An 18,953-nucleotide genomic window follows, 5' to 3' on the forward strand; every position below is an offset into this window, starting at 1 on the left:
CCGGCACCGCCCCAGCCGAGAACCGGTCCTGCACCGGGCAAAGGTTGGCAGCCGCGGCACTAGCTAGACTAGGAGGTGTCTCCCACGTCCCGCGTCGAGTAGACGATGTGCGTCGCGTTCGGCGACGCGTGCACCTCGATCGGCTTCAGCCGGAGGTTGGCGAGGCCCGCGAACGGCGACTCGCCGCCGCCGAGCACGATCGGCGCGTGGCTGAGCATGATCTCGTCGATCACGCCCGCCTCGAAGCCCTGCCGGACCGCACTCGCTCCTCCGGCGATGGTGACCGTGTCATCGCCCGCCGCCTCGACTGCGCGCTCCATCGCCTCCTCGAAGCTGGTGACGAAGTGGAAGGTGGTGCCGCCCTCCATCTCGACCGGGTCGTGCGGGTAGTGGGTCAGCACGAAAACCGGCGCGTGGTACGGCGGGTCCTCGCCCCACCAGCCGCGCCACATCTCCCCACCGGCGGCGTCGGCCCACTCACCACGATCGGGGGCGTACATGTTGCGCCCCATCACGTAGGCGCCGCGCGGCGCGAGGATCCGCGCAGTCATCGCGTGGTCGACGTCGTTGTCGGTCTGGCCGAGATGCCAGAGGTGCAGGTCCTCGCCGAGAACGCCGAGTGGCTCCTCCCGGGTCTGGCGGGGGCCAGCGACGTAGCCGTCGAGCGAGATGGACAGGTGTGCGGTGACCTTGGGCATGGGGGTCTGACTCCTGCTGTTGCTGGGACTCATCGGTCACCCCATCAAGGACCGAACGAGCAGGACAATGGCCGGAAGCCGAGCTCACGGCGAGCACGTCCGCCGGACGAAGGTGGGCCGGGAGGTAACGGCGTGACATGGCACCGACCACCACCCCGGGCAGCAGGGCGGCCCTGGTCATCACGAGCGAACTGTCCCTGAGGCCGCCTTCGGGGCGACCGTCGCCGGACCCTCGCTAGTCGCCGCGGGCGGTCCAGGCGCCGGCCGACCGTCCGGTCGACCCGAACACCGTCGCCGCGCGCTCCGGCCGCATGGCCACGAACAGGCCGTCGGCCTCGGCGAGCACCGTGCCCGGGTCGTCCTCGGCGGCCAGCCGGGCGGTCGCCGTCGTGCGCCGCCCGTCGGCCTCCCCCGCCTCCGCCGTGAGCACCAGCGGGATGCCGAGCGGCACCGGCCGGCGGTAGCTGACGGTCAGCGTGGCGGTCAGGCCGCCGCGGCCGGCCGCGCGCACGGCCCGGGCCAGCACGTGGTCGAGCAGGGTCGCGACGACGCCGCCGTGCACCAGTCCGGGCGGCCCCTCGTGCGGCTTGCCGACGGTGACCCGGCCGGTGGCCCGCCCGTCGGGCGTGCTCGTCGCCACCAACGGCGGCGCGACGGGGCTGCCGGGGCCGTAGACCGGGCTGTACCAGCGCTCGCCCAGGTCGGGGTCGTCGACGGAGGCGACCTCGTGCACGTCCCGCGCCTCCGCGCGCAGGCGGTCGGCCAGGCCACGGGCGGCCGCGGCGACGGCGGCGAGCTCCTCGCCCGGCACCTCGGTGCGGACGGCGGCGTCGACCAGCTCGCGCAGCGCCGCACCGAGCTCGCCCACGACCTCCCGCCGGGCGGCCCGCGCATCCGCCTCAGGCACGCGGCATGCCGGCGTCGCGCAGGAGCCCGCCGCCGATGATCACGCGCTGCACCTCGCTGGTGCCCTCGTAGAGCCGGAGGAGACGGGCGTCGCGGTAGAAGCGCTCGACCGGCGTGCTGCGCAGGTAGCCGAGGCCGCCGTGCACCTGGACCGCGCGGTCGACGGCGCGGCCGACCATCTCGGTGCAGAACAGCTTGGCCGACGACGGCCCGAGGGAGGTGTCCTCGCCGGTGTCGTAGCGGGCGGCCACGTCGCGGACCAGGCTCCGCCCGGCCAGGAGCTCGGCGTGCATGTCAGCCAGGTGCGCCTGGACCAGCTGGAACCGGCCGATCGGGGCACCGCCCTGCTGGGCGGTGGCGGCGTAGCCGACCGACTCGTCGAGCACCCGCTGGGCCATGCCGACGCTCAGCGCGGCGATGTGCAACCGGCCGCGGGACAGCACGGTCAGCGCCTTCGCGTAGCCGCGCCCCTCCTCACCGACCAGCGCGCCTGCCGGCACCCGCACGTCGTCGAGGAACACCTCCGCCGTCCAGGCGCCGGACTGCCCCATCTTGCGGTCGTGCGGTCCGACGGTGAGCCCGGGCGTGGCAGCGTCGACGACGAAGCTGGAGATGCCCCGGCCGCCGCGCTCCTCGGGGTCGCTCCGGGCGAACACGACGAACAGGTCGGCCAGCGGGGCGTTGGTGATGTAGCGCTTGACGCCGTTGAGCACCCAGCCGTCACCGTCCCGGCGGGCGGTGGTGCGCAGTCCGGCGGGGTCGGAGCCCGCCTCGGCCTCGGTCAGGGCGAAGGAGCCGATCAGCTCGCCCGAGGCCAGCCGGGGCAGGTACGCCTTCTTCTGCTCCTCGCTGCCGAACCGGGCGATCACCTGGCCGGCGATCCCGTTGTTGGTGCCGAACAGGGAGCGGAACGCCGGCGTGGTGTAGCCGAACTCCATGGCCAGCTCGACGTCCTCGGCCATCGTGACGCCCAGACCGCCGTGCTCCTCGGGCAGCGCGTAACCGAACAGCCCCATGTCGGCGGCGCGGGCGCGCAGCTCGTCGGGGATGCGGTCCTCCTCCTCGATCCGCTCCTCGAGCGGCACGACGACCTCCCGGACCAACTGCCGGACGGCGTCCCTGACGTGGCGGAAGTCCTCGGCGTCCACGCCGCCATGGTGCCGCGTGCGGGGCGGCGTCGTCGCGGCGGGTCGCCGGCGACACGCCTGAGCGCTGCGCAGTCGATCGAGGACTCCGTGTTGTGACGGCGTCCCGTCGGGGCTAGCGTCGCGGGCAGCCGCTGGAGCCAGAGGCGGTCGCTGCACACCCCGCCGGAGTACCCGTGCCGCACCTGCGAGTCGCCCTCGTCCCCGCACCCGATCTGGTCGTCGTCCGGGTGGTCGGCGACGCCGACGTCTCGACCGTCGGTCGCCTGACCAGCGCGCTGGAGGAGGCCGCCGGCCTCGGCACCGGCCGGGTCGTCGTCGACGTCGCCGGTACCCGGTTCCGGGACTGCTCGGCGCTGTACGCCCTGACCCGCTTCACCGACGCGCTGTCGCCGGCGGGACGCTCGTGCCGGGTGGTCGGGGCCCCGGCCGCCACGCGTCGGCTGGTGCGGGCCGCCGGCCTGGCCGACCGGCTGGAGCTCGACGGGCCACTGGCCGGGGAGGACCCGGTCCGGCCGGCCGCGAACCGGCTCCTGCCCCTGTTCCCGGCCGAGCCGGTGCCCCCGGCCCGTCGCTCCGGAGTCCTGCACCAGGTGCGTGGCACCCGGCGGGCCGACGACCGCCCGGCGCGCCACACGGGGCGGCTCGGGACCCTGCGGCGCTGGCGCTGACGGCGGCGCTTCCGCGGGAGCGCGGACCGGCCCTCTGCGGACACCCCGGGTTGCATGCCCAGGATGGACCGCCGGGGAGAGGGAGGATGGCCCGATGGGCGAGATCGTCGTACTGCGCCACGGCCAGACGGAGTGGAGCCTCAGCGGGCAGCACACCAGCGTGACCGACCTGCCGCTCCTGCCCGAGGGCGAAGCGCAGGCCCGCCGGCTGGCCGACACCTTCCGCGGGCGGGAGTTCGCGGCGGTGTGGGTCAGCCCCCGTCTCCGGGCGCGCCGTACCGCCGAGCTGGCCGGGCTCGCTGTGACCGGCACCGACGAGGACCTCGTCGAGATGGACTACGGCGGCTACGAGGGCCGCACCACCGCGGCGATCAGCGAGGAACTCGGCCGGGTGTGGTCGATCTGGGTCGACGGCACGATCGCCGGGGACACCCCCGGCGAGACGCTGGCCGACGTCGGCGTGCGGGTGGACCGGGTGCTGGAGCGCGCCCGGGAGGTCCTGCCCGACGGTGACGTCGTACTGGTCGCGCACGGGCACGTGCTGCGGGTGCTGACGGCCCGCTGGCTGCGCCTCGAGCCGGCCGCCGGCGCCCTGCTCGCACTGCCGGCCGGCTCCTACGGGATCCTCGGGCACGAGCACCGCCGGCCGGTGCTCACCGGATGGGGACTGCACTGATCCCGCAACGGGTCGAAGGGCCCGGACCGCAGAGCACTCCGGACCCCCCGGAGACGTCCTCGTGCCCCTGTGCAACCGGGGCATCGCGGGCACGCTGCGGAGATGGACGCCCTGCGTTCAGCGCGTGACGACGCGGGCGGACGGCGTCCAACGGGAGGCCGGCCGCCCGAACAGCCAGCCCTGACCGAGGTCGGCTCCCAGCCGGGTGACCTCCTCGGCGACCTGCTCGGTCTCGACCCCCTCGGCCACGACCAGCGCACCCAGCCGGTGGGCCAGCTCGACCACCGACCGGACCATCGTGCGGGCGCCGTCGTCGGGCAGCGCCTGCACCAGCGGCCTGCCGAGCTTGACCACGTCCGGGCGGACGGCGGCGAGCAGCGACCGGCTCGACCAGCCGGCCGCCACGTCGTCGAGTGCCACCCGCCAGCCCAGCGAGCGGTAGTGCTCGAGCACCGACAGCAGGTGCCCGCGGTCGCTGACCGCCGAGACCTCACCCACCTCGACGACCAGCCGGGTCGGGTCGATGCCGGCGTCGTGCAGCGCCTGCTCGGTGGAGGCCAGGTCGGTCCGCGGCCGGATGACCGACGCCGGGTCGGAGTTCACGAACAGGTCGGCGTCGTCCAGCCAGGGCGCAGCGCCGGCGATCGCCGACTCCCGGCCGATCCGGTCCAGCCGCGGCAGCCAGCCGGCGGACTCGGCGACGAAGAAGAGGTCCTCCCCGCCGACCTCGCGGCCGTCCACCAGGCCCCGCAGCAGCGCCTCGTGGGCGACGACCGAGCGGTCGGACAGCCGGACGACGGGCTGGTACACCGACCACAGCTCGGCCTCGGCGAGGACGCCGATCTCGGCGGTGACCCCGCGGCGGGCCAGCTCCACGGCGAGGGTGGGGGCGGTCAGCAGCCGTCCGGCGAGCGCGGATCCGTGCGTCGGGGGGTCGGTCGCCACGCGGACGTGGTCGGCCTCCGCGGTGGTCAGCTCGCGGGCCAGCCGCTGGAACAGCCGGGCGATGCCGCGGCCGCCGTCCTCGTCGGTGAGGTCGAGGAGGTCCGGCCCGCCGGCCACCGGCAGCCCGAGCGCCCGCGCGGTCCGCGCCACCGCCGCCAGCAGGTCCCCGTCCGTGCTGCCCAGGAGGACCCGACCGGCGTGACCGGGGACGTGCCAGTACTCCCGGCGCCGGGCGCCGCCGTCGGTGCTTGCCACCCCTGCAGGATGACCGAGGGCCGCAACCCGGTCGGGCAGGCGCGCGCGGCGGTTCCGGTCGGTGAGCGTCCCCTGTCCGGGTGTGTCGCACGCGAAGCCCACGCGTGGCTGGCATCCGTCCTCAACCTGAATGTCTAAGGTCACCCCATGTTCGCTGCTCAGATGATCGACTCGCCCCGCCCCTCCCGGGGCGGGCGCCCCCGCGATCCCAGCCGCGACGGGGTCATCCGGGCGGCCATCCTGCGACTGCTCGCCGAGGTCGGCTACGGGGCGCTCACCATGGACGCCGTGGCCTCGGAGGCCGGTGTCGGCAAGGCCACCATCTACCGCCGGTGGCGCACCAAGCAGGACCTGGTGGTCGACACCATCTCCGAACTCAACCGCGCCATCGCCGTCCCCGAGGACACCGGCTCGATCGAGGGTGACCTGCGGGCGATGATGCGGCTGGTCGGCACGATGATCGACAGCCCGGCCGGCGCCGCCATCCGCTCGCTCTTGCCGGCCATGCAGCACCAGCCGGCCCTGGTGGAGGCCTTCCAGAACGGCCCGCTCGCGGTGTGGCGCGGCGCCTACGCCGAGATGTGGGCCCGCGCCGAGGCACGCGGCGAGGTCCGCCCCGGGCTGGCGCGGTCGGTGACCGCGGAGGCCACCAGCGCCCTCATCGTGCAGCGGTGGCTGCTCACCGGGGAGCCGGTCGACGAGGCCTACATCGACCAGGTGCTCGAGATCGTCGTCATGCCCCTGATCCGCAACGCCCGGCCCGAGCAGGGCTGACTCACCAGCCCAGCGTTCCGGGCTCCCCCTTGAAGGGCCCGACGACCTCGGCGGTGATCCAGCCGCCGTAGAAGTCGCCGGCCTGCGCCCGGACGATCTCGCCGTCGACGAGGGCGCGGTCGACCCGGCTCGGATAGAACGCCACGGCCGAGCGCAGCAGCGCGTACCGGGGCGCCGGGTCCTCGTAGGACCACGCCACGGCGGGCAGCCGCTCGCCGTCGACCTCGGCGTCCCAGTAGGTCGCCGCCCCCTTCCACTCGCACCAGGAGGTGCCGGCGGCGGGCCGCAGGACGCCGTCGGCGACGTCGGGACGCGGGACGTAGAAGACGGGCGGGTGGCTGGTCTCGCAGACCCGCACGGCGCGGACGCTGTCGGCCACCACGCGGCCGCCGAGTTCGACGACGACCCGGCGCCCGGTGACCTCGGCCGACGGCGGGCGCGGATAGCTCCACACCGACTCCTGCCCCGGACCCACCGGGTCGGGGCGCGGGTGCCGCACGGGCCGGTCAGTCGTTGCGGTTCCGGACCTTCTGGACGACGACCAGCGTCATGAGCAGGCCCAGCGCGCCGACCGTCGCCTTCCCCGCGGCGGTGGTCAGGAAGTTCTGGACCGCCGCCTGGCCCCGCGCCTTCAGTCGCTGCGGGCTGCTGCGGAAGACCAGCTGGTCGAGGGTGGCCGCCAGCGACTCACGGGCGGCGTCGATCTCCAGCTGGATCTGTCGAGGGTCGCGAGGCACGGCGACAGACTGCCAGACGGGGCTCCGTCCAGCCCGTTCCCGTCGGGACGGGGCACCCGCACGGGCGACCCGCCACGTCCCGGGGCTCCCCCGCCGCCGCCTCCTAGACTCGGGGCTCACGCGGGAGTGGTGTAACGGCAGCCACGCCAGACTTAGGATCTGGTGCCTCCGGGCGTGCGGGTTCGACTCCCGCCTCCCGCACTCGATCGGCCGGCGCCGGCCTCAGGTCAGGCGGGCGCGCAGTGCCAGCTCGACGGAGGCAGCGGCCGGGTCGTCGGCGTCCACGACGGCCAGCAGGTGCACCTCGCCGTCTTCGACCGCCCGCAGTGCCAGGCCCTCGACCTTGAGCACCCGGCCCTCGACCTCGGGGATCGGCGCGACGTCCAGGACCTCCTCGCCGTCGACCAGCGCCAGCGCGGTCGCCACGACCGGGCCGTCGTCGACTGCGTTGGGCGTGTCCTCGGCGGCGGCGCTCAGGACGAGCCGTCCGTCCGGCAGCGCCACGGCGTCGGTCACCGCGAGGCCGACACCCTCGACCTCGCCGAGCCGGTACACGTGCGGCTCCTCCACCGGCACCGAGGCGGCCCCGGTCCGGCCGAGGACGGCGTCGACCAGCCCGGCCAGGGGCACCGCCACGCTGCCGGAGGGGACGCCGGCGGCCAGGTTGCCGCGGTTGAACCAGCGGACCACGTCGCCGTGCCGGCTGGCCCCCTCCAGGTTGAGTCGCTCGGGCGCCAGGCCCAGTCGCCGGCCGACGCTCTCGTACAGCGGCGCCAGGGACCCGGCCCGGGCGACGGGGTGCCCGTCCACCAGCCGCACCAGGACGCCGCGCATGCGCCGCGCCGTGGAGCCCGATCCGAGCAGCAGGACGGCCGGCTCCCCGTCCACCTCGACGGGGCAGGCCACCTCCAGGTCGGGCTTGAGGTGCTTGGTCCCCGCTGCCTCGGTGAACCGGTCTCGGCCCTCCACGGGCGGCAGCACCCGCACCGGTGTCACCCGCCCGGGACGGCGCCAGGCGGCGGACGTGGCGTCGTCCTGCGCGATCAGCCAGCCGTCCCCCAACGGCGCGACGGCGGAGGCCGCGGTCACCGGTGAGCCGTCGTCGAAGCGCAGCGACGTCACCGCGTCCACGTGGACCTGCACGGGGACGGTGTGCCCCCGGGGCCCGGAGCTCACGCCCCCGGTCGGGCGAGGGTCAGACGGCAACCGTCCGGACGGCGTCGAACCAGACCTCGAGCTCGGCCGCGGGCAGCGGGCGGCACAGGTGGTAGCCCTGGGCGACGTCGCAGCCGAGCTCCTCGAGCTGGTCCCACGTCTGCCCGTCCTCGACGCCCTCGGCGACCGTGGTGAGCCCGAGGTTGCGCCCGAGCTCCACGACCGACCGGACGATCAGCGCGTTGCCGCGGTCGGCCGTCATCTGCGCGACGAACGAGCGGTCGATCTTCAGCTGGTGCACCGGCAGGTCCTTGAGGTGGGCCAGGGAGGTGTACCCGGCGCCGAAGTCGTCGATCGACAGGGTGATCCCGGCCGCCGCCAGCCGGCCGAGGATGCGCCGGGCCCGGTCCGGGTCGGCCATGATCGCGCTCTCGGTGACCTCCAGCTCCAGCCGGCAGGCCGGCACCCGCGACGCGGCGAGCAGCTCCAGGACGTCGTCGACGAAGCGCTCGTCGAGCAGGTTCCGGGCCGAGACGTTGACCGCCACGTGCAGCTCCCGGCCGGCGTCCTGCCACCGGGCGCACTGGTCGAGGGCGGCGGCGAGGACGTAGCGGGTCAGCGGCCGGATCAGCGGCGTGCGCTCGGCGACGGGGATGAAGGCCGCCGGCGGGATCAGCCCGCGGACGGGGTGCTGCCAGCGCAGCAGGGCCTCGACCCCGCGAACCTCCCCACCGGGCACCGAGACCTTGGGCTGGAAGTGCAGGACCAGCTCGCCGTTGTCGATGGCCCGCCGCAGCTCACCGAGCAGGCCGAGCCGCTCGGGGCTGTGGTCGTTGAGCTCGGAGTCGTAGACGCAGGCACCGAGGCTGCGGTCCTTGGCGAAGTACATGGCGATGTCGGCGTTCTGCAGCAGCGTCTCGACGTCGGTGCCGTGCTGGCCGGACAGGGCGATCCCGATGCTGGCGTCGACGTCGAGGGAGACCCCGTCGGCGTCGATCGGGGCCTCCATGACCGCCAGCGCCCGCTGGGCCAGCTCGAGCGCGACCTCGGGTCCGTCGACGGTGGGGAGCAGGATCGCGAACTCGTCACCGCCGAGCCGGGCCACGGTGTCGCTGCCCCGCACGGACACGCGCAGCCGGTCGGCCACGGCCTGCAGGACGAGGTCGCCGTGCGCGTGGCCCAGGGTGTCGTTGATCTCCTTGAACCGGTCCAGGTCGATGAGCATGAGCGCCGTCGGCGCCCCGGCGTCCTCGGCCAGGGCGGCGATTCCCCGCTGCCGCAGCAGCGTGCGGTTCGGCAGACCGGTGAGCGCGTCGTGCAGCGCCTGCTGCCGGTTCACCTCGGCCTGCGCGAGGGTCGCCCGGCGGCTGCGGGAGAGCACGACGGTGAACCACGCGACCAGCGCCAGCCCGACGCCGAACACCGCCGGCGTGACCACGAGCAGCACGCGCTGGGTGCGGCCCATCGAGTCGAGGGCACGGCGGGCGTCGTCCCGGTGCTCCTCCGCCTCCGCGCGGACAGCGGCCCCCAGCTGCTCGTGGTGGTGGTGCACGTGCTCCGAGTGGTAGGCGCCGACGGCCGACGGGTCGAGCCACGCGGCCGCGATCTGGCCCTCCATGGCCTGGCCGTACTCCAGGTGCAGCCGCAGCCAGCCGTCGACCAGCTGGGCGTGATCGGTCCCCCGGACGGCGCCGAGCTGGACCAGCGCGTTGCGCGTGGCCACCCGGGCCAGCCCGTACTCGGTCCACAGCTCGGAGTCCGGACCGGCGGCGAGCCGCTCGCCGAGCTCCTCCTCCCGGAGCACCGACCGCTCGGCCTCCGCGGACCACTGCGAGACCGAGACGCCGCGTTCGGCCTGGGCGGCGGCACCGGCGTTGGTGATCGCCGCGGACACCGAGAAGGCGGTCAGGGCCAGGAGGACGCCGACCAGGCCGGCGGTCGCGGTGTGACCGGGCAGGTGCGAGCCGGGCGAGCGCGGGAAACGCGCGCCGACCGGTCGGACGTCACCGCCCGGCGTGCCAGAGGTGCTCATCTGTCTGTCGTCCCGTCGCTCGCGGCGGCCACCTGGCGCGGCCCGTCTGGGGAGGGGATCGGGTCGGCGGGCGCACCCCTGGCGTCGGCGGCGACCCGGTGTCCCTCGAACGGGGGACGCGGCGCCCGGGCGGCACCGGGCTCCCGGCGGCTACGGTCGGCGCCGTGACGCCGCCCGAACCGGCCGCTCCGCCGTCCGTCGCAGAGACCGCCGTCCGGATCGCCGCCGGCTACGCCACCGACGGCCCCGCCCTGGAGCTCGGCTCCGTCCTGCACGGCGGGCAGCCGCACCCGGACGCCGCGGTGCGCGTGCCGCTGTCGATGCTCAACCGGCACGGGCTGATCGCCGGCGCCACCGGCACGGGCAAGACCAAGACGCTGCAGTTGCTCGCCGAGCAGCTGTCGGCGGCCGGCGTCCCGGCGGTGCTGGCCGACGTGAAGGGCGACCTCAGCGGGCTGGTCCAGGCCGGCGTCCCCGGCGACCGGGTGACCGCCCGGGCCGGGCAGACCGGGGACGACTGGACGCCGACCGCCTTCCCCGTCGAGTTCCTGGCCCTCGGCGGCCTCGGCACCGGCGTGCCCGTGCGCGCCACGATCAGCGACTTCGGCCCCGTGCTCCTGTCGAAGGTCCTCGACCTCAACGCGACGCAGGAGAGCTCACTGGGGCTGGTCTTCCACCACGCCGACGACGCCGGGTTGCCCCTGCTGGACCTCAAGGACCTGCGGGCACTGCTCTCCTGGCTGGTCAGCGACGAGGGCAGGGCCGAGCTGAAGGGCCTCGGCGGGCTCTCCCCCGCCACCGCCGGGGTGATCCTCCGGGAACTCATCGCGCTGGAGGACCTCGGCGGCGACGTCTTCTTCGGCGAGCCCGCGTTCGAGCCGGCCGAGCTGATCCGCACGACGGACGACGGCCGCGGCGTGGTCACCGCCGTCGAGCTGGCCGGGGTGCAGGACCGCCCGGCGCTGTTCTCCACCTTCCTCATGTGGCTGCTGGCCGAGCTGTTCGAGGAGCTGCCGGAGGTGGGCGACCTCGACCGGCCGAAGCTGGTGTTCTTCTTCGACGAGGCGCACCTGCTGTTCGCCGGAGCGAGCAAGGCGTTCCTCGAGGCGGTCACCCAGACGGTGCGGCTGATCCGCTCCAAGGGCGTCGGCGTCTTCTTCGTGACCCAGAACCCGACCGACGTCCCCAGCGGGGTGCTCGGCCAGCTCGGCAACCGCGTGCAGCACGCACTGCGCACGTTCACCCCGGAGGACGCCAAGGCCCTGCGCCGGACCGTCTCGACGTTCCCGAAGACCGCCGACTACGACCTCGAGGAGCTGCTGACCTCCCTCGGCACCGGCGAGGCCGCGGTCACCGTCCTCTCCGAGCGGGGCGCACCCACCCCGGTCGCCGCCACGCTGCTGCGCGCGCCGCGCTCGCTCATGGCACCGGCCGACCCGGCGGTCGTCGCGCAGGCGGTGGCGGCGTCCCCGCTGTCGGCGCGCTACGGGCAGCCGGTCGACCGCGACTCGGCCTACGAGCGGCTCACCGCCCGGCTGGCCGCCCCGCCACCGGCTCCCGAGGAGGACGAGGTGCCCGAGCGCCGGGCACCGCGGCGCCGGACGTCCGGGCGCCGGGCCCCCGAGCGGCCGGCGGCGGACGACGACGGTGTGCTCGGAGAGGTACTCGGCTCGTCGGTCTTCCGCTCCTTCGCCCGCTCCGCGGCCTCCGCCCTGGGCCGGGAGATCACCCGCGGGCTCTTCGGCACCCGGCGGCGTCGCCGCTGACCCGCCGGCCGCGGCCGTCGCCCGATCGGGTCGTCCGTGTCGCCCGATCGGGTTCTCCCGCTCCACCCCGGCCCTTTGCGTGCCGACGACGTTCCGGTGACCGTCCTCGCCACCCGGCTGGCCTCCCTCGCCTCCGCTTTCCTCTTCCGCCCGACCGACGGCTCCGTCGCCGGCGGCCGGCACCGGGCGCCCGAAGCCGAGCCGGCGCGTTCCGACCGGCAGGCCGAGGGTGACCTGCTGGACTGGCTGGGCTTCACCCCGGCCACCCCTCCCCCGAACGGGTGACCCGCGGGGGGCTGCGGTTGAGACCAGGCCCCCGGGATGCCGACGACCTTCCCGTGACGCTCCTGTTCTCGCAGCCGGCATCGGCCGGTGCGCCCTCCGCCGTCCCGGCGCCCGGCTCGGCCCTGCCGCAGCCCGAGCGCCGGCTGGGCGACGTCCTGGTCGAGCAGGGCGTGCTCACCGAGCCGCAGCTGTTCGACGCCCTCCGGCAGCACGAGCGGATCGGCGAGCCGCTGGGCGCGGTGCTCCTCGCCCGCGGCCTGGTGACCCGTCGCCAGCTGTACGTGGCCCTCGCCGACGTGTGGGGCGCGGACATGGCCTTCGTCGACCCGGTCGAGGTCGACCCCGACCTGGCCCGGCTGTTCCCCTCCGCGATGCTGGCCCGCGAGGTGTGGGTGCCGCTGCAGGTGGAGGAGGACGCCGACGGCGAGCTGCGGGTCGTCGTGGCCACCGCCGGCCGCCCCTCGGCGCACGTCGCGCAGGAGGTCGTGCAGCGCACCGGCATCCGGCGGGTCCGCCAGGTCGTCACCACCGACTGGGACGTGCAGCGCGCGCTGCGCACCGTCTGGCGCGACGAGCTCGTGCACGACGCGGTGCGCTCCCTCGCGGAGCGGCGTCCGGACGAGTCGGCGTCGAAGGTGTTCGTCTGGCAGCAGGTCGCCCTCGGCGTGACGGTCGCCGTCGGGACCATCGCCTGCGCCGCCCTGTGGTTCTCCACCACGATGTTCTGGCTGGTCGCCATCGTGAACGTCGCCGTCGCCCTGGCCGTCGGCACCAAGGCCCTGATCAGCACCGTCGGCACCGCCTACGAGACCGTCGAGCAGGTGACCGACGCCGAGGTCGCCGCCCTGGAGGACACCGAACTGCCGCGGTACACGATCCTCGTGCCGGTCTACAAGGAGGCCGGCATCGTCGGCCTGCTCATGCGCAACCTCGCGGCGCTGGACTACCCCCGCGAGAAGCTGGAGATCCTGCTCCTGCTGGAGGAGGACGACCCCGAGACGCTGACCGCCGCGCTGGCCGCCGCCCCGCCGGACCTGGTGCGGATCATCGTGGTGCCGCACTCGCTGCCCAAGACCAAGCCCCGCGCGTGCAACGTCGGCCTGGCCTTCGCCCGCGGTGAGTTCGTCGTCATCTACGACGCCGAGGACCGGCCCGACCCCGACCAGCTGAAGAAGTCGCTGATCGCGTTCCGCAAGGGCGGCGAGGACCTGGTGTGCGTCCAGGCGGCGCTGAACTACTTCAACGCGCGGGAGAACCTGCTCACCCGCATGTTCACCCTCGAGTACTCCTCCTGGTTCGACTACACGCTGGCCGGCCTGGACAAGCTGCGGCTGCCCATCCCCCTGGGCGGCACGAGCAACCACTTCCGCACTGACCTGCTCCGCCAGCTCGGTGGCTGGGACCCGTACAACGTCACCGAGGACGCCGACCTGGGCATCCGGGCCTCCGCCCGCGGCCACCGCGTCGCGGTCGTCAACTCGACGACCTACGAAGAGGCCAACATGGCCGTCGGCAACTGGATCCGGCAGCGCAGCCGCTGGATCAAGGGCTACATGCAGACGGTGCTCGTGCACACCCGGCACCCGGTGAAGCTCGTCCGCACCGTCGGCCTGCGCCAGTCGCTGGGCTTCGCGCTGCTCATCGGCGGCACCCCGCTGATGTTCCTGGCCACCCCGTGGCTGTACGCGCTGTTCCTCGCCGACCTGCTGTTCCCCGGCGTCATCGTGCCGGACCTGCCCGAGTGGCTGACCCTGGTGAGCCTGGCGAACCTGCTCTTCGGCAACGGCGTGATCATCTACCTGTCGCTGCTCGCCGGCTTCAAGCGGCGCAGCTACGGCCTGGTGCCCTTCGCGCTGCTGTCGCCGCTCTACTGGCTGCTGCACTCCATCGCGTCGTACAAGGCGGCCTGGCAGCTGCTCACCAAGCCCTTCTACTGGGAGAAGACCCAGCACGGTCTCTCCGCGCACACCCAGGGCCCGGAGGCGCCGGCAGCTGCCGCGGCCGCCGACACCCAGACCCCCGTGCCCGCCGGTTCCGGCCGGCACGCGGGCACCGACGTCCACGGCCGGCTGGCCTGGACCGACGTCGCACCGGAGGTGCAGTCGTGACCGCTGTCCAGGCGATGGCTCCCGCCCGGCCGGACACCTCGTGGGCGGTCCGCCCGCCGCGGGTGGACCTGCGCCGCGTGTTCCTCACCTGCGGGCTGGTGCTGGCCGCCGAGATCCCGCTGATGCTCGTCATGGGCAACACGTGGGACGAGGCGATGCTCCCCGGCTACGCGATCCTCATGGTGACCTTCGGGGCGGTCTTCTGCTTCGCGGCGGTCACGGTGGCCGGCTTCACGGCCGGCGCCGCCGCCGCGGGCCTGCTGGTGCTCGGCGTCGTCGACCTGCTGCCGGTGCTCGGCGGTGCCGCCGTGCTCGCCCTGGTCTGCGGGGTCGCCCCCGGCTGGGCCCGCGTCGAGGCGTGGCAGGCCGCGCGCTCGGTCGCGCTGACCGCCGGGGAGGAGGCCGCGGTGGCCCGCACCGCGCTGCCTCTGACCGGCCGGCACCGGATGAAGGGGCCGCGCCAGCGCCTCGTCTGGCGACTGGACCGGGCGTTCGCCGCCTTCCTCGTCCTCGGGTTCCCGCCGGCCATCGCCGCGTTCTCGCTGTGGTTCATCGGCTGGGTCGCCGCGCGCTGAGCGCGCCGCTCAGGCGCGTCCGAGCAGCTCGGCGACCACCGGCACCAGCGCCGCGAAGGCCTGGCCCCGGTGACTGCGGGCGTCCTTCTCCGCCGGGGCCAGTTCGGCCGAGGTGAGCTCCAGCCCCTCCGGGACGAACACCGGGTCGTAGCCGAAGCCGTTGCTGCCCCGCTTCTCGCGGATCACCCGGCCGCGCCACGAGCGCTCCAGCACCCGCTCGCCGCCATGGGGGGTGACCAGGGCGGCCGCGCAGACGAACGCCGCGCCCCGCCGCTCGTCGGGGACGTCGGCCAGCTGGCCCAGCAGCAGGGCGGTGTTCGCGTCGTCGTCCCCGTGCCGGCCCGACCAGCGGGCGCTGAGGACGCCGGGCATCCCGTTCATGGCGTCGACGGCGAGGCCGGAGTCGTCCGCGACCGCCGGCAGCCCCGTGTACCGGACCGCCTCGCGCGCCTTGAGCAGCGCGTTCTCCGCGAAGGTGGCGCCGGTCTCGGGCGCCTCGGGATAGGACGCCACGTCGGCCAGCCCGACCACCGACATCCCGGGGACGGCGCTCTCCAGCAGCCGCTGCAGCTCCGCGAGCTTGCCGGCGTTGCGGGTGGCCAACAGCAGCCGGCCGCTCATCGGGCGAGGGCCTCGGCCTGCAGCCGGGACAGCTCGGCGCAGCCGCCGACGGCGAGGTCCAGCAGGGCGTCCAGCGCGGACCGGTCGAAGACCCCGTTCTCCGCGGTGCCCTGCACCTCGACGAAGCTGCCGTCGCCGGTGCACACGACGTTCATGTCGGTGCCGGCGCGGACGTCCTCCTCGTAGGCGAGGTCCAGCCGCGGCTGACCCTCGATCACGCCCACACTCACCGCGGCGACCGACTGCACGATCGCCGTCGGCCGGGCCAGCTTCCGGCGGGCGCCGAGCCATGACACCGCGTCGGCCAGGGCGACGTAGGCCCCGGTGATGGCCGCCGTCCGCGTGCCGCCGTCGGCCTGCAGGACGTCGCAGTCGATGGCGATGCTGTTCTCCCCGAGCGAGGCCAGGTCGATCGAGGCCCGCAGGGAGCGACCGATCAGTCGGCTGATCTCGTGGGTGCGCCCGCCGATGCGGCCCTTCACCGACTCCCGGTCGCTGCGGGTGTGGGTGGCCCGCGGCAACATCGAGTACTCGGCGGTGACCCAGCCCAGGCCGGAGCCCTTGCGCCACCGCGGCACCCCCTCGGTGACGCTCGCGGCGCACAGGACGCGGGTGCGGCCGAACTCGACGAGCACCGACCCCTCGGCGTGGTCGAGCCAGTGACGGGTGATCGTCACCGGACGGAGCTGGTCGGCCTCCCGGCCGTCGGGGCGCGGACTGGCGGCTGCGGCACTCACGGAGGCCGACAGTAGTGCGCGGCGGGCGGGCGCCGGTCGGGCCGGGCAGGATCCCGGCATGCGATCGGAGCTGCGAGCGGTCCGCACCGGCGGCGTGCCCACCGTCGTCGACCTCACCGACGAGTGCGCCGAGTTCGTGCGGAGCGAGACCGACGGGCTGCTGCACGTCTTCGTCCCGCACGCGACGGCCGGCGTCGCGGTGATCGAGACCGGGTCGGGGAGCGAGGAGGACCTGCTGGCCCAGCTCGACGTCCTGCTGCCCCGCGACGACCGCTGGCGGCACCGGCACGGCAGTCCGGGCCACGGCCGGGACCACGTGCTCCCCGCGTTCGTGCCGCCGCACGCGAGCATCCCGGTGCTCGCGGGTCGCATGCAGTTGGGCACCTGGCAGCGGGTCTGCCTGGTCGACACCAACACCGACAACCCGCAGCGCCACGTGCGGCTGTCCTTCCTCGCCGGCTGAGCGCCTGCCCCGTCGGTGCGCCCCCGTAGAGCGGTGTCGGCGGAGCACGGCAGGATGCCGGGCATGACCGACACCGACAGCGGCATCGACGCGGCCCCCGTCCGCCTCGCACCCGGGGACCCGGCGCCGGAGTTCACGCTGCCCGACGCCGACGGCAACCAGGTGTCCCTCGCCGACCACCGGGGACGCCGGGTGATCGTCTACTGCTACCCGGCCGCGCTCACCCCCGGCTGCACCACGCAGGCGGTCGACTTCACCGCGTCCGCCGGCGAGCTGGCCGAGGCCGGGCTGGACATCATCGGCGTCTCCCCCGACCCGCCGGAGAAGCTGCTGCGCTTCCGCGAGAAGGAGGGGTTGTCGATCACCCTCGTCTCCGACGTGGACAAGGAGGTGCTGCGGGCCTACGGCGCCTTCGGGCCGAAGAAGCTCTACGGCAAAGAGGTCGTCGGGGTGATCCGGTCGACCTTCATCGTCGACGCCGAGGGCCGCATCGAGAAGGCGTCGTACAACGTGAAGGCCACCGGGCACGTCGCCAAGCTGCGCCGGGAACTCGGGCTCGGCTGACCCCCGGCCCGGCCCCTCCCTCGACCGGGCCGCCGCCTCCGGCGGCGGGTGTCCGGCACGGACGCGGCGGGTCCGCGCGCCCGGCGTCGTCAGTGCAGGGCCAGCACCAGGCAGACCACGGCGAGGGCGAGGGCCACCGGCGTCATGACCAACCGCTCCGGGCGGCTGCGGGAGGCGGCGTTCATGGCCACGCCGACCGCGAAGTAGGCCGCCAGCGCCCAGATCGCGACACCGGCCAGACCGCCGGGCAGGACGCCGGAGATCCCGCCCGTCTGCAGCACCACGAGCGCGAAGACGGCGTACAGCGCGATGGAGACCGCGCTGCCGATGCGCAGACCCGTCGGCAGCACGGAGGTGCGCCCACCCCACGCGAACCGGCCGAGCGGTGCGCCGGCGATCAGCAGCAGCTGGAAGACGGCCAGGCCGGCGAGGAGTGCAGCGCCCACGAGCGCAGCGACCATGATCACGAGTGCACGCTAGCGGGTGCCGCCGGTCGCCCTCGGCCGGCTCGGAACGGGCCCGGGCCGCCGAACGGGCACGGGCCGCCGGGCGGGCGGGAGCCGCCGCGGTCAGTCGGCCCAGATCTCGCTCGCCGGAGCGGGCTCGGGCGCCGGAGCGGGCCGCGGAGCCCGCGGCTCGGGCACCGGCGCCTGGCCCTCGGCGGCCGTCCGGCGCAGCCGCAGCCGCGCGGAACTGTTGCCCGCCAGCGGGACCACCCGGCCGGCCACCGCCAGCCCCTGTTCCGGCACGTCGCTGTAGATCGCCTCGTACTCGCCGGCCCGGACCAGGAAGGTCTCGTGCCAGATGCCGGTGCGGCCGTGCCGATCGCGGCTGTACCACTGCAGCCACGTCGGCCGGTGCAGGTCCCCGGGGTCGCGGGCGAAGGCCTCCAGGTGCTCGAAGCTGCGCCAGTACTGGACGACGAGCAGCCCCGAGGTCCGGTAGGCCAGCAGCCCCTTCTCGGGATGGGCCATGAGGTCGGCGAGCATCGCCTGCATGCCGCGCCGGCGGCCGCCGACGTCGAAGAAGGCCTGGAACGCCCGCCACGGCTTGTTGAGCCGGGCACCGATCACGAAGACCACGAAGTCGCCGTCGATCTCCGCGCCGAACCGCCCGGGGTGGATGCGCGCCATCGCCTTCTCCTTCCCTGCCCGGGAACGGCGGCCGGGGTGTTCGGCGGCCGATGACCGCAGATCGTCGACGCGTCCGGGGGCGGCGGACAACCCCCGGAGCGCGACACGGCCGCGCAGCGGGCGGACCGTGACCCGGCTGTCGCGCTCCGCCCGGGTGAGGACGCCCTGGCGGCCTCACGCCCGCCACTCCCCCGGGCGCGGCTGGCACGCCGGCGCGCACGGGTAGCCGGGCTCCCACGGGAAGGTGCCGTCCCGGTGCGGCCAGGTCAGCTGGAACGCGGGGACGGAGTGGTCGGCCGGCCGTTGGTAGAAGCGGTTGGCCGAGAAGAGCACCTCGCCGGGGTTGGGGCAGACCTCGACGTACAGGCGCCCCGCCCACCCCGGCCAGGAGACGAACTCCCCGGGCACGAGGTCGCGCCCGCCGGCCACCATCGCGGCGACCTCGTCGAGCAGGGTGTGGGTCTGGTCGGCCGAGGACCCGACCACGACCAGCTCGGGGTGCCCCAGACCGAACAGGCCGACGGTGTAGCCGAAGGCGGGCTCGCCGGGGTCGTCGCCGGCGCCGACGTACTGCACGGCCCAGCGGTGCTGCCGGATCACCGCGGCGAGGTGGGCGTCCTCCTGGTCGAGCCAGGCGGTTGTCTGCGGATCGGTCGTCATGCCCGGGAGGGTGCGCCGGGGGCCGGACACCCTGCCCTCGGCGGCCG

Annotated in this window: 22 protein-coding genes and 1 tRNA gene; 10 read left to right on the forward strand and 13 right to left on the reverse strand. The window is 74.8% G+C overall.

What is annotated here, in order from left to right; genetic code table 11:
- Positions 1–68 precede the first annotated feature (68 nt).
- The 3 genes from MY526_RS21010 to MY526_RS21020 all read right to left on the reverse strand — a co-directional run bounded on the left by MY526_RS21010 (position 69) and on the right by MY526_RS21020 (position 2,752).
- On the reverse strand, positions 69–698 hold the full coding sequence (locus MY526_RS21010; protein ID WP_436704991.1) for a dihydrofolate reductase family protein: 630 nt from the start codon (positions 696–698) through the stop codon (positions 69–71).
- Between the two features lie 235 nt (positions 699–933).
- Positions 934–1,605 carry a PaaI family thioesterase gene (locus MY526_RS21015; protein WP_436693941.1) on the reverse strand — a complete coding sequence of 224 codons (672 nt, stop codon included), beginning with the start codon at positions 1,603–1,605 and terminating at the stop codon, positions 934–936.
- The gene (locus MY526_RS21020) at positions 1,598–2,752 is read right to left on the reverse strand and encodes an acyl-CoA dehydrogenase family protein (RefSeq protein WP_436693940.1); all 1,155 of its coding nucleotides are present in this window, start codon (positions 2,750–2,752) and stop codon (positions 1,598–1,600) included. Before MY526_RS21020 ends, MY526_RS21015 begins: the two co-directional genes overlap by 8 nt.
- Positions 2,753–2,925: 173 nt before the next feature.
- Between MY526_RS21020 and MY526_RS21025 the strand changes: the two genes are divergently transcribed.
- Both MY526_RS21025 and MY526_RS21030 read left to right on the forward strand, forming a co-directional pair.
- On the forward strand, positions 2,926–3,420 hold the full coding sequence (locus tag MY526_RS21025; RefSeq protein ID WP_436693939.1) for an STAS domain-containing protein: 495 nt from the start codon (positions 2,926–2,928) through the stop codon (positions 3,418–3,420).
- Positions 3,421–3,514: 94 nt separating this feature from the next.
- On the forward strand, positions 3,515–4,096 hold the full coding sequence (locus MY526_RS21030) for a histidine phosphatase family protein (protein ID WP_436693938.1): 582 nt from the start codon (positions 3,515–3,517) through the stop codon (positions 4,094–4,096).
- A gap of 117 nt (positions 4,097–4,213) precedes the next feature.
- On the opposite strand, the gene MY526_RS21035 is transcribed toward MY526_RS21030, so the two are convergent.
- Positions 4,214–5,296, reverse strand: coding sequence for an EAL domain-containing protein (locus MY526_RS21035; protein WP_436704992.1), 1,083 nt, complete (start codon positions 5,294–5,296; stop codon positions 4,214–4,216).
- 147 nt (positions 5,297–5,443) lie between these two features.
- Here MY526_RS21035 and MY526_RS21040 point away from each other — a divergent pair, with 147 nt between their 5' ends.
- Positions 5,444–6,070 (forward strand): TetR/AcrR family transcriptional regulator, encoded by a 627-nt coding sequence (locus MY526_RS21040; protein ID WP_436704993.1) that lies wholly within the window; start codon positions 5,444–5,446, stop codon positions 6,068–6,070.
- 1 nt (position 6,071) lies between these two features.
- On the opposite strand, the gene MY526_RS21045 is transcribed toward MY526_RS21040, so the two are convergent.
- Both MY526_RS21045 and MY526_RS21050 read right to left on the reverse strand, forming a co-directional pair.
- Complete coding sequence (locus MY526_RS21045) at positions 6,072–6,569, reverse strand: DUF427 domain-containing protein (RefSeq protein WP_436693935.1); 498 nt, start codon at positions 6,567–6,569, stop codon at positions 6,072–6,074.
- Positions 6,570–6,576: 7 nt separating this feature from the next.
- A complete protein-coding gene (locus MY526_RS21050) occupies positions 6,577–6,807 on the reverse strand; it encodes a DUF3618 domain-containing protein (protein ID WP_436704994.1) in 231 nt (76 codons plus the stop codon).
- Positions 6,808–6,927: 120 nt separating this feature from the next.
- On the opposite strand from MY526_RS21050, the gene MY526_RS21055 reads away from it, so the two are divergent.
- Positions 6,928–7,008, forward strand: a tRNA-Leu gene (locus MY526_RS21055).
- Positions 7,009–7,029: 21 nt separating this feature from the next.
- On the opposite strand, the gene MY526_RS21060 is transcribed toward MY526_RS21055, so the two are convergent.
- A complete protein-coding gene (locus MY526_RS21060; RefSeq protein ID WP_436693933.1) occupies positions 7,030–7,950 on the reverse strand; it encodes a DUF6910 family protein in 921 nt (306 codons plus the stop codon).
- A gap of 52 nt (positions 7,951–8,002) precedes the next feature.
- Positions 8,003–9,994 carry a putative bifunctional diguanylate cyclase/phosphodiesterase gene (locus MY526_RS21065; protein ID WP_436693932.1) on the reverse strand — a complete coding sequence of 664 codons (1,992 nt, stop codon included), beginning with the start codon at positions 9,992–9,994 and terminating at the stop codon, positions 8,003–8,005.
- Positions 9,995–10,158: 164 nt separating this feature from the next.
- Here MY526_RS21065 and MY526_RS21070 point away from each other — a divergent pair, with 164 nt between their 5' ends.
- The 4 genes from MY526_RS21070 to MY526_RS21085 all read left to right on the forward strand — a co-directional run bounded on the left by MY526_RS21070 (position 10,159) and on the right by MY526_RS21085 (position 14,728).
- On the forward strand, positions 10,159–11,760 hold the full coding sequence (locus MY526_RS21070) for a helicase HerA-like domain-containing protein (RefSeq protein WP_436704995.1): 1,602 nt from the start codon (positions 10,159–10,161) through the stop codon (positions 11,758–11,760).
- 96 nt (positions 11,761–11,856) lie between these two features.
- Positions 11,857–12,045: a hypothetical protein gene (locus MY526_RS21075; RefSeq protein WP_436704996.1), complete on the forward strand. Its 189-nt coding sequence runs from the start codon at positions 11,857–11,859 to the stop codon at positions 12,043–12,045.
- 53 nt (positions 12,046–12,098) lie between these two features.
- Entirely contained in the window at positions 12,099–14,153 is a 2,055-nt protein-coding gene (locus MY526_RS21080) for a glycosyltransferase (protein ID WP_436693929.1), read from the forward strand.
- A complete protein-coding gene (locus tag MY526_RS21085; RefSeq protein WP_436693928.1) occupies positions 14,150–14,728 on the forward strand; it encodes a hypothetical protein in 579 nt (192 codons plus the stop codon). The genes MY526_RS21080 and MY526_RS21085 overlap by 4 nt, the downstream gene beginning before the upstream one ends.
- A 9-nt stretch (positions 14,729–14,737) precedes the next feature.
- On the opposite strand, the gene rdgB is transcribed toward MY526_RS21085, so the two are convergent.
- Complete coding sequence (rdgB, locus tag MY526_RS21090; protein WP_436704997.1) at positions 14,738–15,349, reverse strand: RdgB/HAM1 family non-canonical purine NTP pyrophosphatase; 612 nt, start codon at positions 15,347–15,349, stop codon at positions 14,738–14,740.
- Positions 15,346–16,086, reverse strand: a complete 741-nt coding sequence (rph, locus tag MY526_RS21095; RefSeq protein WP_436693926.1) for a ribonuclease PH — start codon at positions 16,084–16,086, stop codon at positions 15,346–15,348. The genes rdgB and rph overlap by 4 nt, the downstream gene beginning before the upstream one ends.
- Positions 16,087–16,144: 58 nt before the next feature.
- Between rph and MY526_RS21100 the strand changes: the two genes are divergently transcribed.
- Both MY526_RS21100 and bcp read left to right on the forward strand, forming a co-directional pair.
- Positions 16,145–16,549, forward strand: coding sequence for a YjbQ family protein (locus MY526_RS21100; protein ID WP_436693925.1), 405 nt, complete (start codon positions 16,145–16,147; stop codon positions 16,547–16,549).
- A gap of 63 nt (positions 16,550–16,612) precedes the next feature.
- A complete protein-coding gene (bcp, locus tag MY526_RS21105; protein ID WP_436693924.1) occupies positions 16,613–17,113 on the forward strand; it encodes a thioredoxin-dependent thiol peroxidase in 501 nt (166 codons plus the stop codon).
- Between the two features lie 89 nt (positions 17,114–17,202).
- On the opposite strand, the gene MY526_RS21110 is transcribed toward bcp, so the two are convergent.
- The 3 genes from MY526_RS21110 to MY526_RS21120 all read right to left on the reverse strand — a co-directional run bounded on the left by MY526_RS21110 (position 17,203) and on the right by MY526_RS21120 (position 18,906).
- Positions 17,203–17,574, reverse strand: a complete 372-nt coding sequence (locus tag MY526_RS21110; RefSeq protein ID WP_436693970.1) for a hypothetical protein — start codon at positions 17,572–17,574, stop codon at positions 17,203–17,205.
- Positions 17,575–17,682: 108 nt separating this feature from the next.
- Positions 17,683–18,246, reverse strand: coding sequence for a DUF4188 domain-containing protein (locus MY526_RS21115; RefSeq protein WP_436704998.1), 564 nt, complete (start codon positions 18,244–18,246; stop codon positions 17,683–17,685).
- Positions 18,247–18,420: 174 nt separating this feature from the next.
- Positions 18,421–18,906: a DUF4262 domain-containing protein gene (locus MY526_RS21120; RefSeq protein ID WP_436704999.1), complete on the reverse strand. Its 486-nt coding sequence runs from the start codon at positions 18,904–18,906 to the stop codon at positions 18,421–18,423.
- Positions 18,907–18,953 lie beyond the last annotated feature (47 nt).

The organism is Geodermatophilus sp. CPCC 205761 (assembly GCF_051383655.1).
GTDB lineage: Bacteria > Actinomycetota > Actinomycetes > Mycobacteriales > Geodermatophilaceae > Geodermatophilus.

Bases quoted from the DNA above. Each gene is read 5' to 3' on its own strand.
- MY526_RS21010 (WP_436704991.1), bottom strand. From the start codon at position 698: ATGCCCAAGGTCACCGCACACCTGTCCATCTCGCTCGACGGCTACGTC.
- MY526_RS21030 (WP_436693938.1), top strand. From the start codon at position 3,515: ATGGGCGAGATCGTCGTACTGCGCCACGGCCAGACGGAGTGGAGCCTC.
- MY526_RS21040 (WP_436704993.1), top strand. From the start codon at position 5,444: ATGTTCGCTGCTCAGATGATCGACTCGCCCCGCCCCTCCCGGGGCGGG.
- MY526_RS21065 (WP_436693932.1), bottom strand. From the start codon at position 9,994: ATGAGCACCTCTGGCACGCCGGGCGGTGACGTCCGACCGGTCGGCGCG.
- rdgB (WP_436704997.1), bottom strand. From the start codon at position 15,349: ATGAGCGGCCGGCTGCTGTTGGCCACCCGCAACGCCGGCAAGCTCGCG.
- MY526_RS21100 (WP_436693925.1), top strand. From the start codon at position 16,145: ATGCGATCGGAGCTGCGAGCGGTCCGCACCGGCGGCGTGCCCACCGTC.
- bcp (WP_436693924.1), top strand. From the start codon at position 16,613: ATGACCGACACCGACAGCGGCATCGACGCGGCCCCCGTCCGCCTCGCA.
- MY526_RS21110 (WP_436693970.1), bottom strand. From the start codon at position 17,574: ATGGTCGCTGCGCTCGTGGGCGCTGCACTCCTCGCCGGCCTGGCCGTC.
- MY526_RS21115 (WP_436704998.1), bottom strand. From the start codon at position 18,246: ATGGCGCGCATCCACCCCGGGCGGTTCGGCGCGGAGATCGACGGCGAC.
- MY526_RS21120 (WP_436704999.1), bottom strand. From the start codon at position 18,906: ATGACGACCGATCCGCAGACAACCGCCTGGCTCGACCAGGAGGACGCC.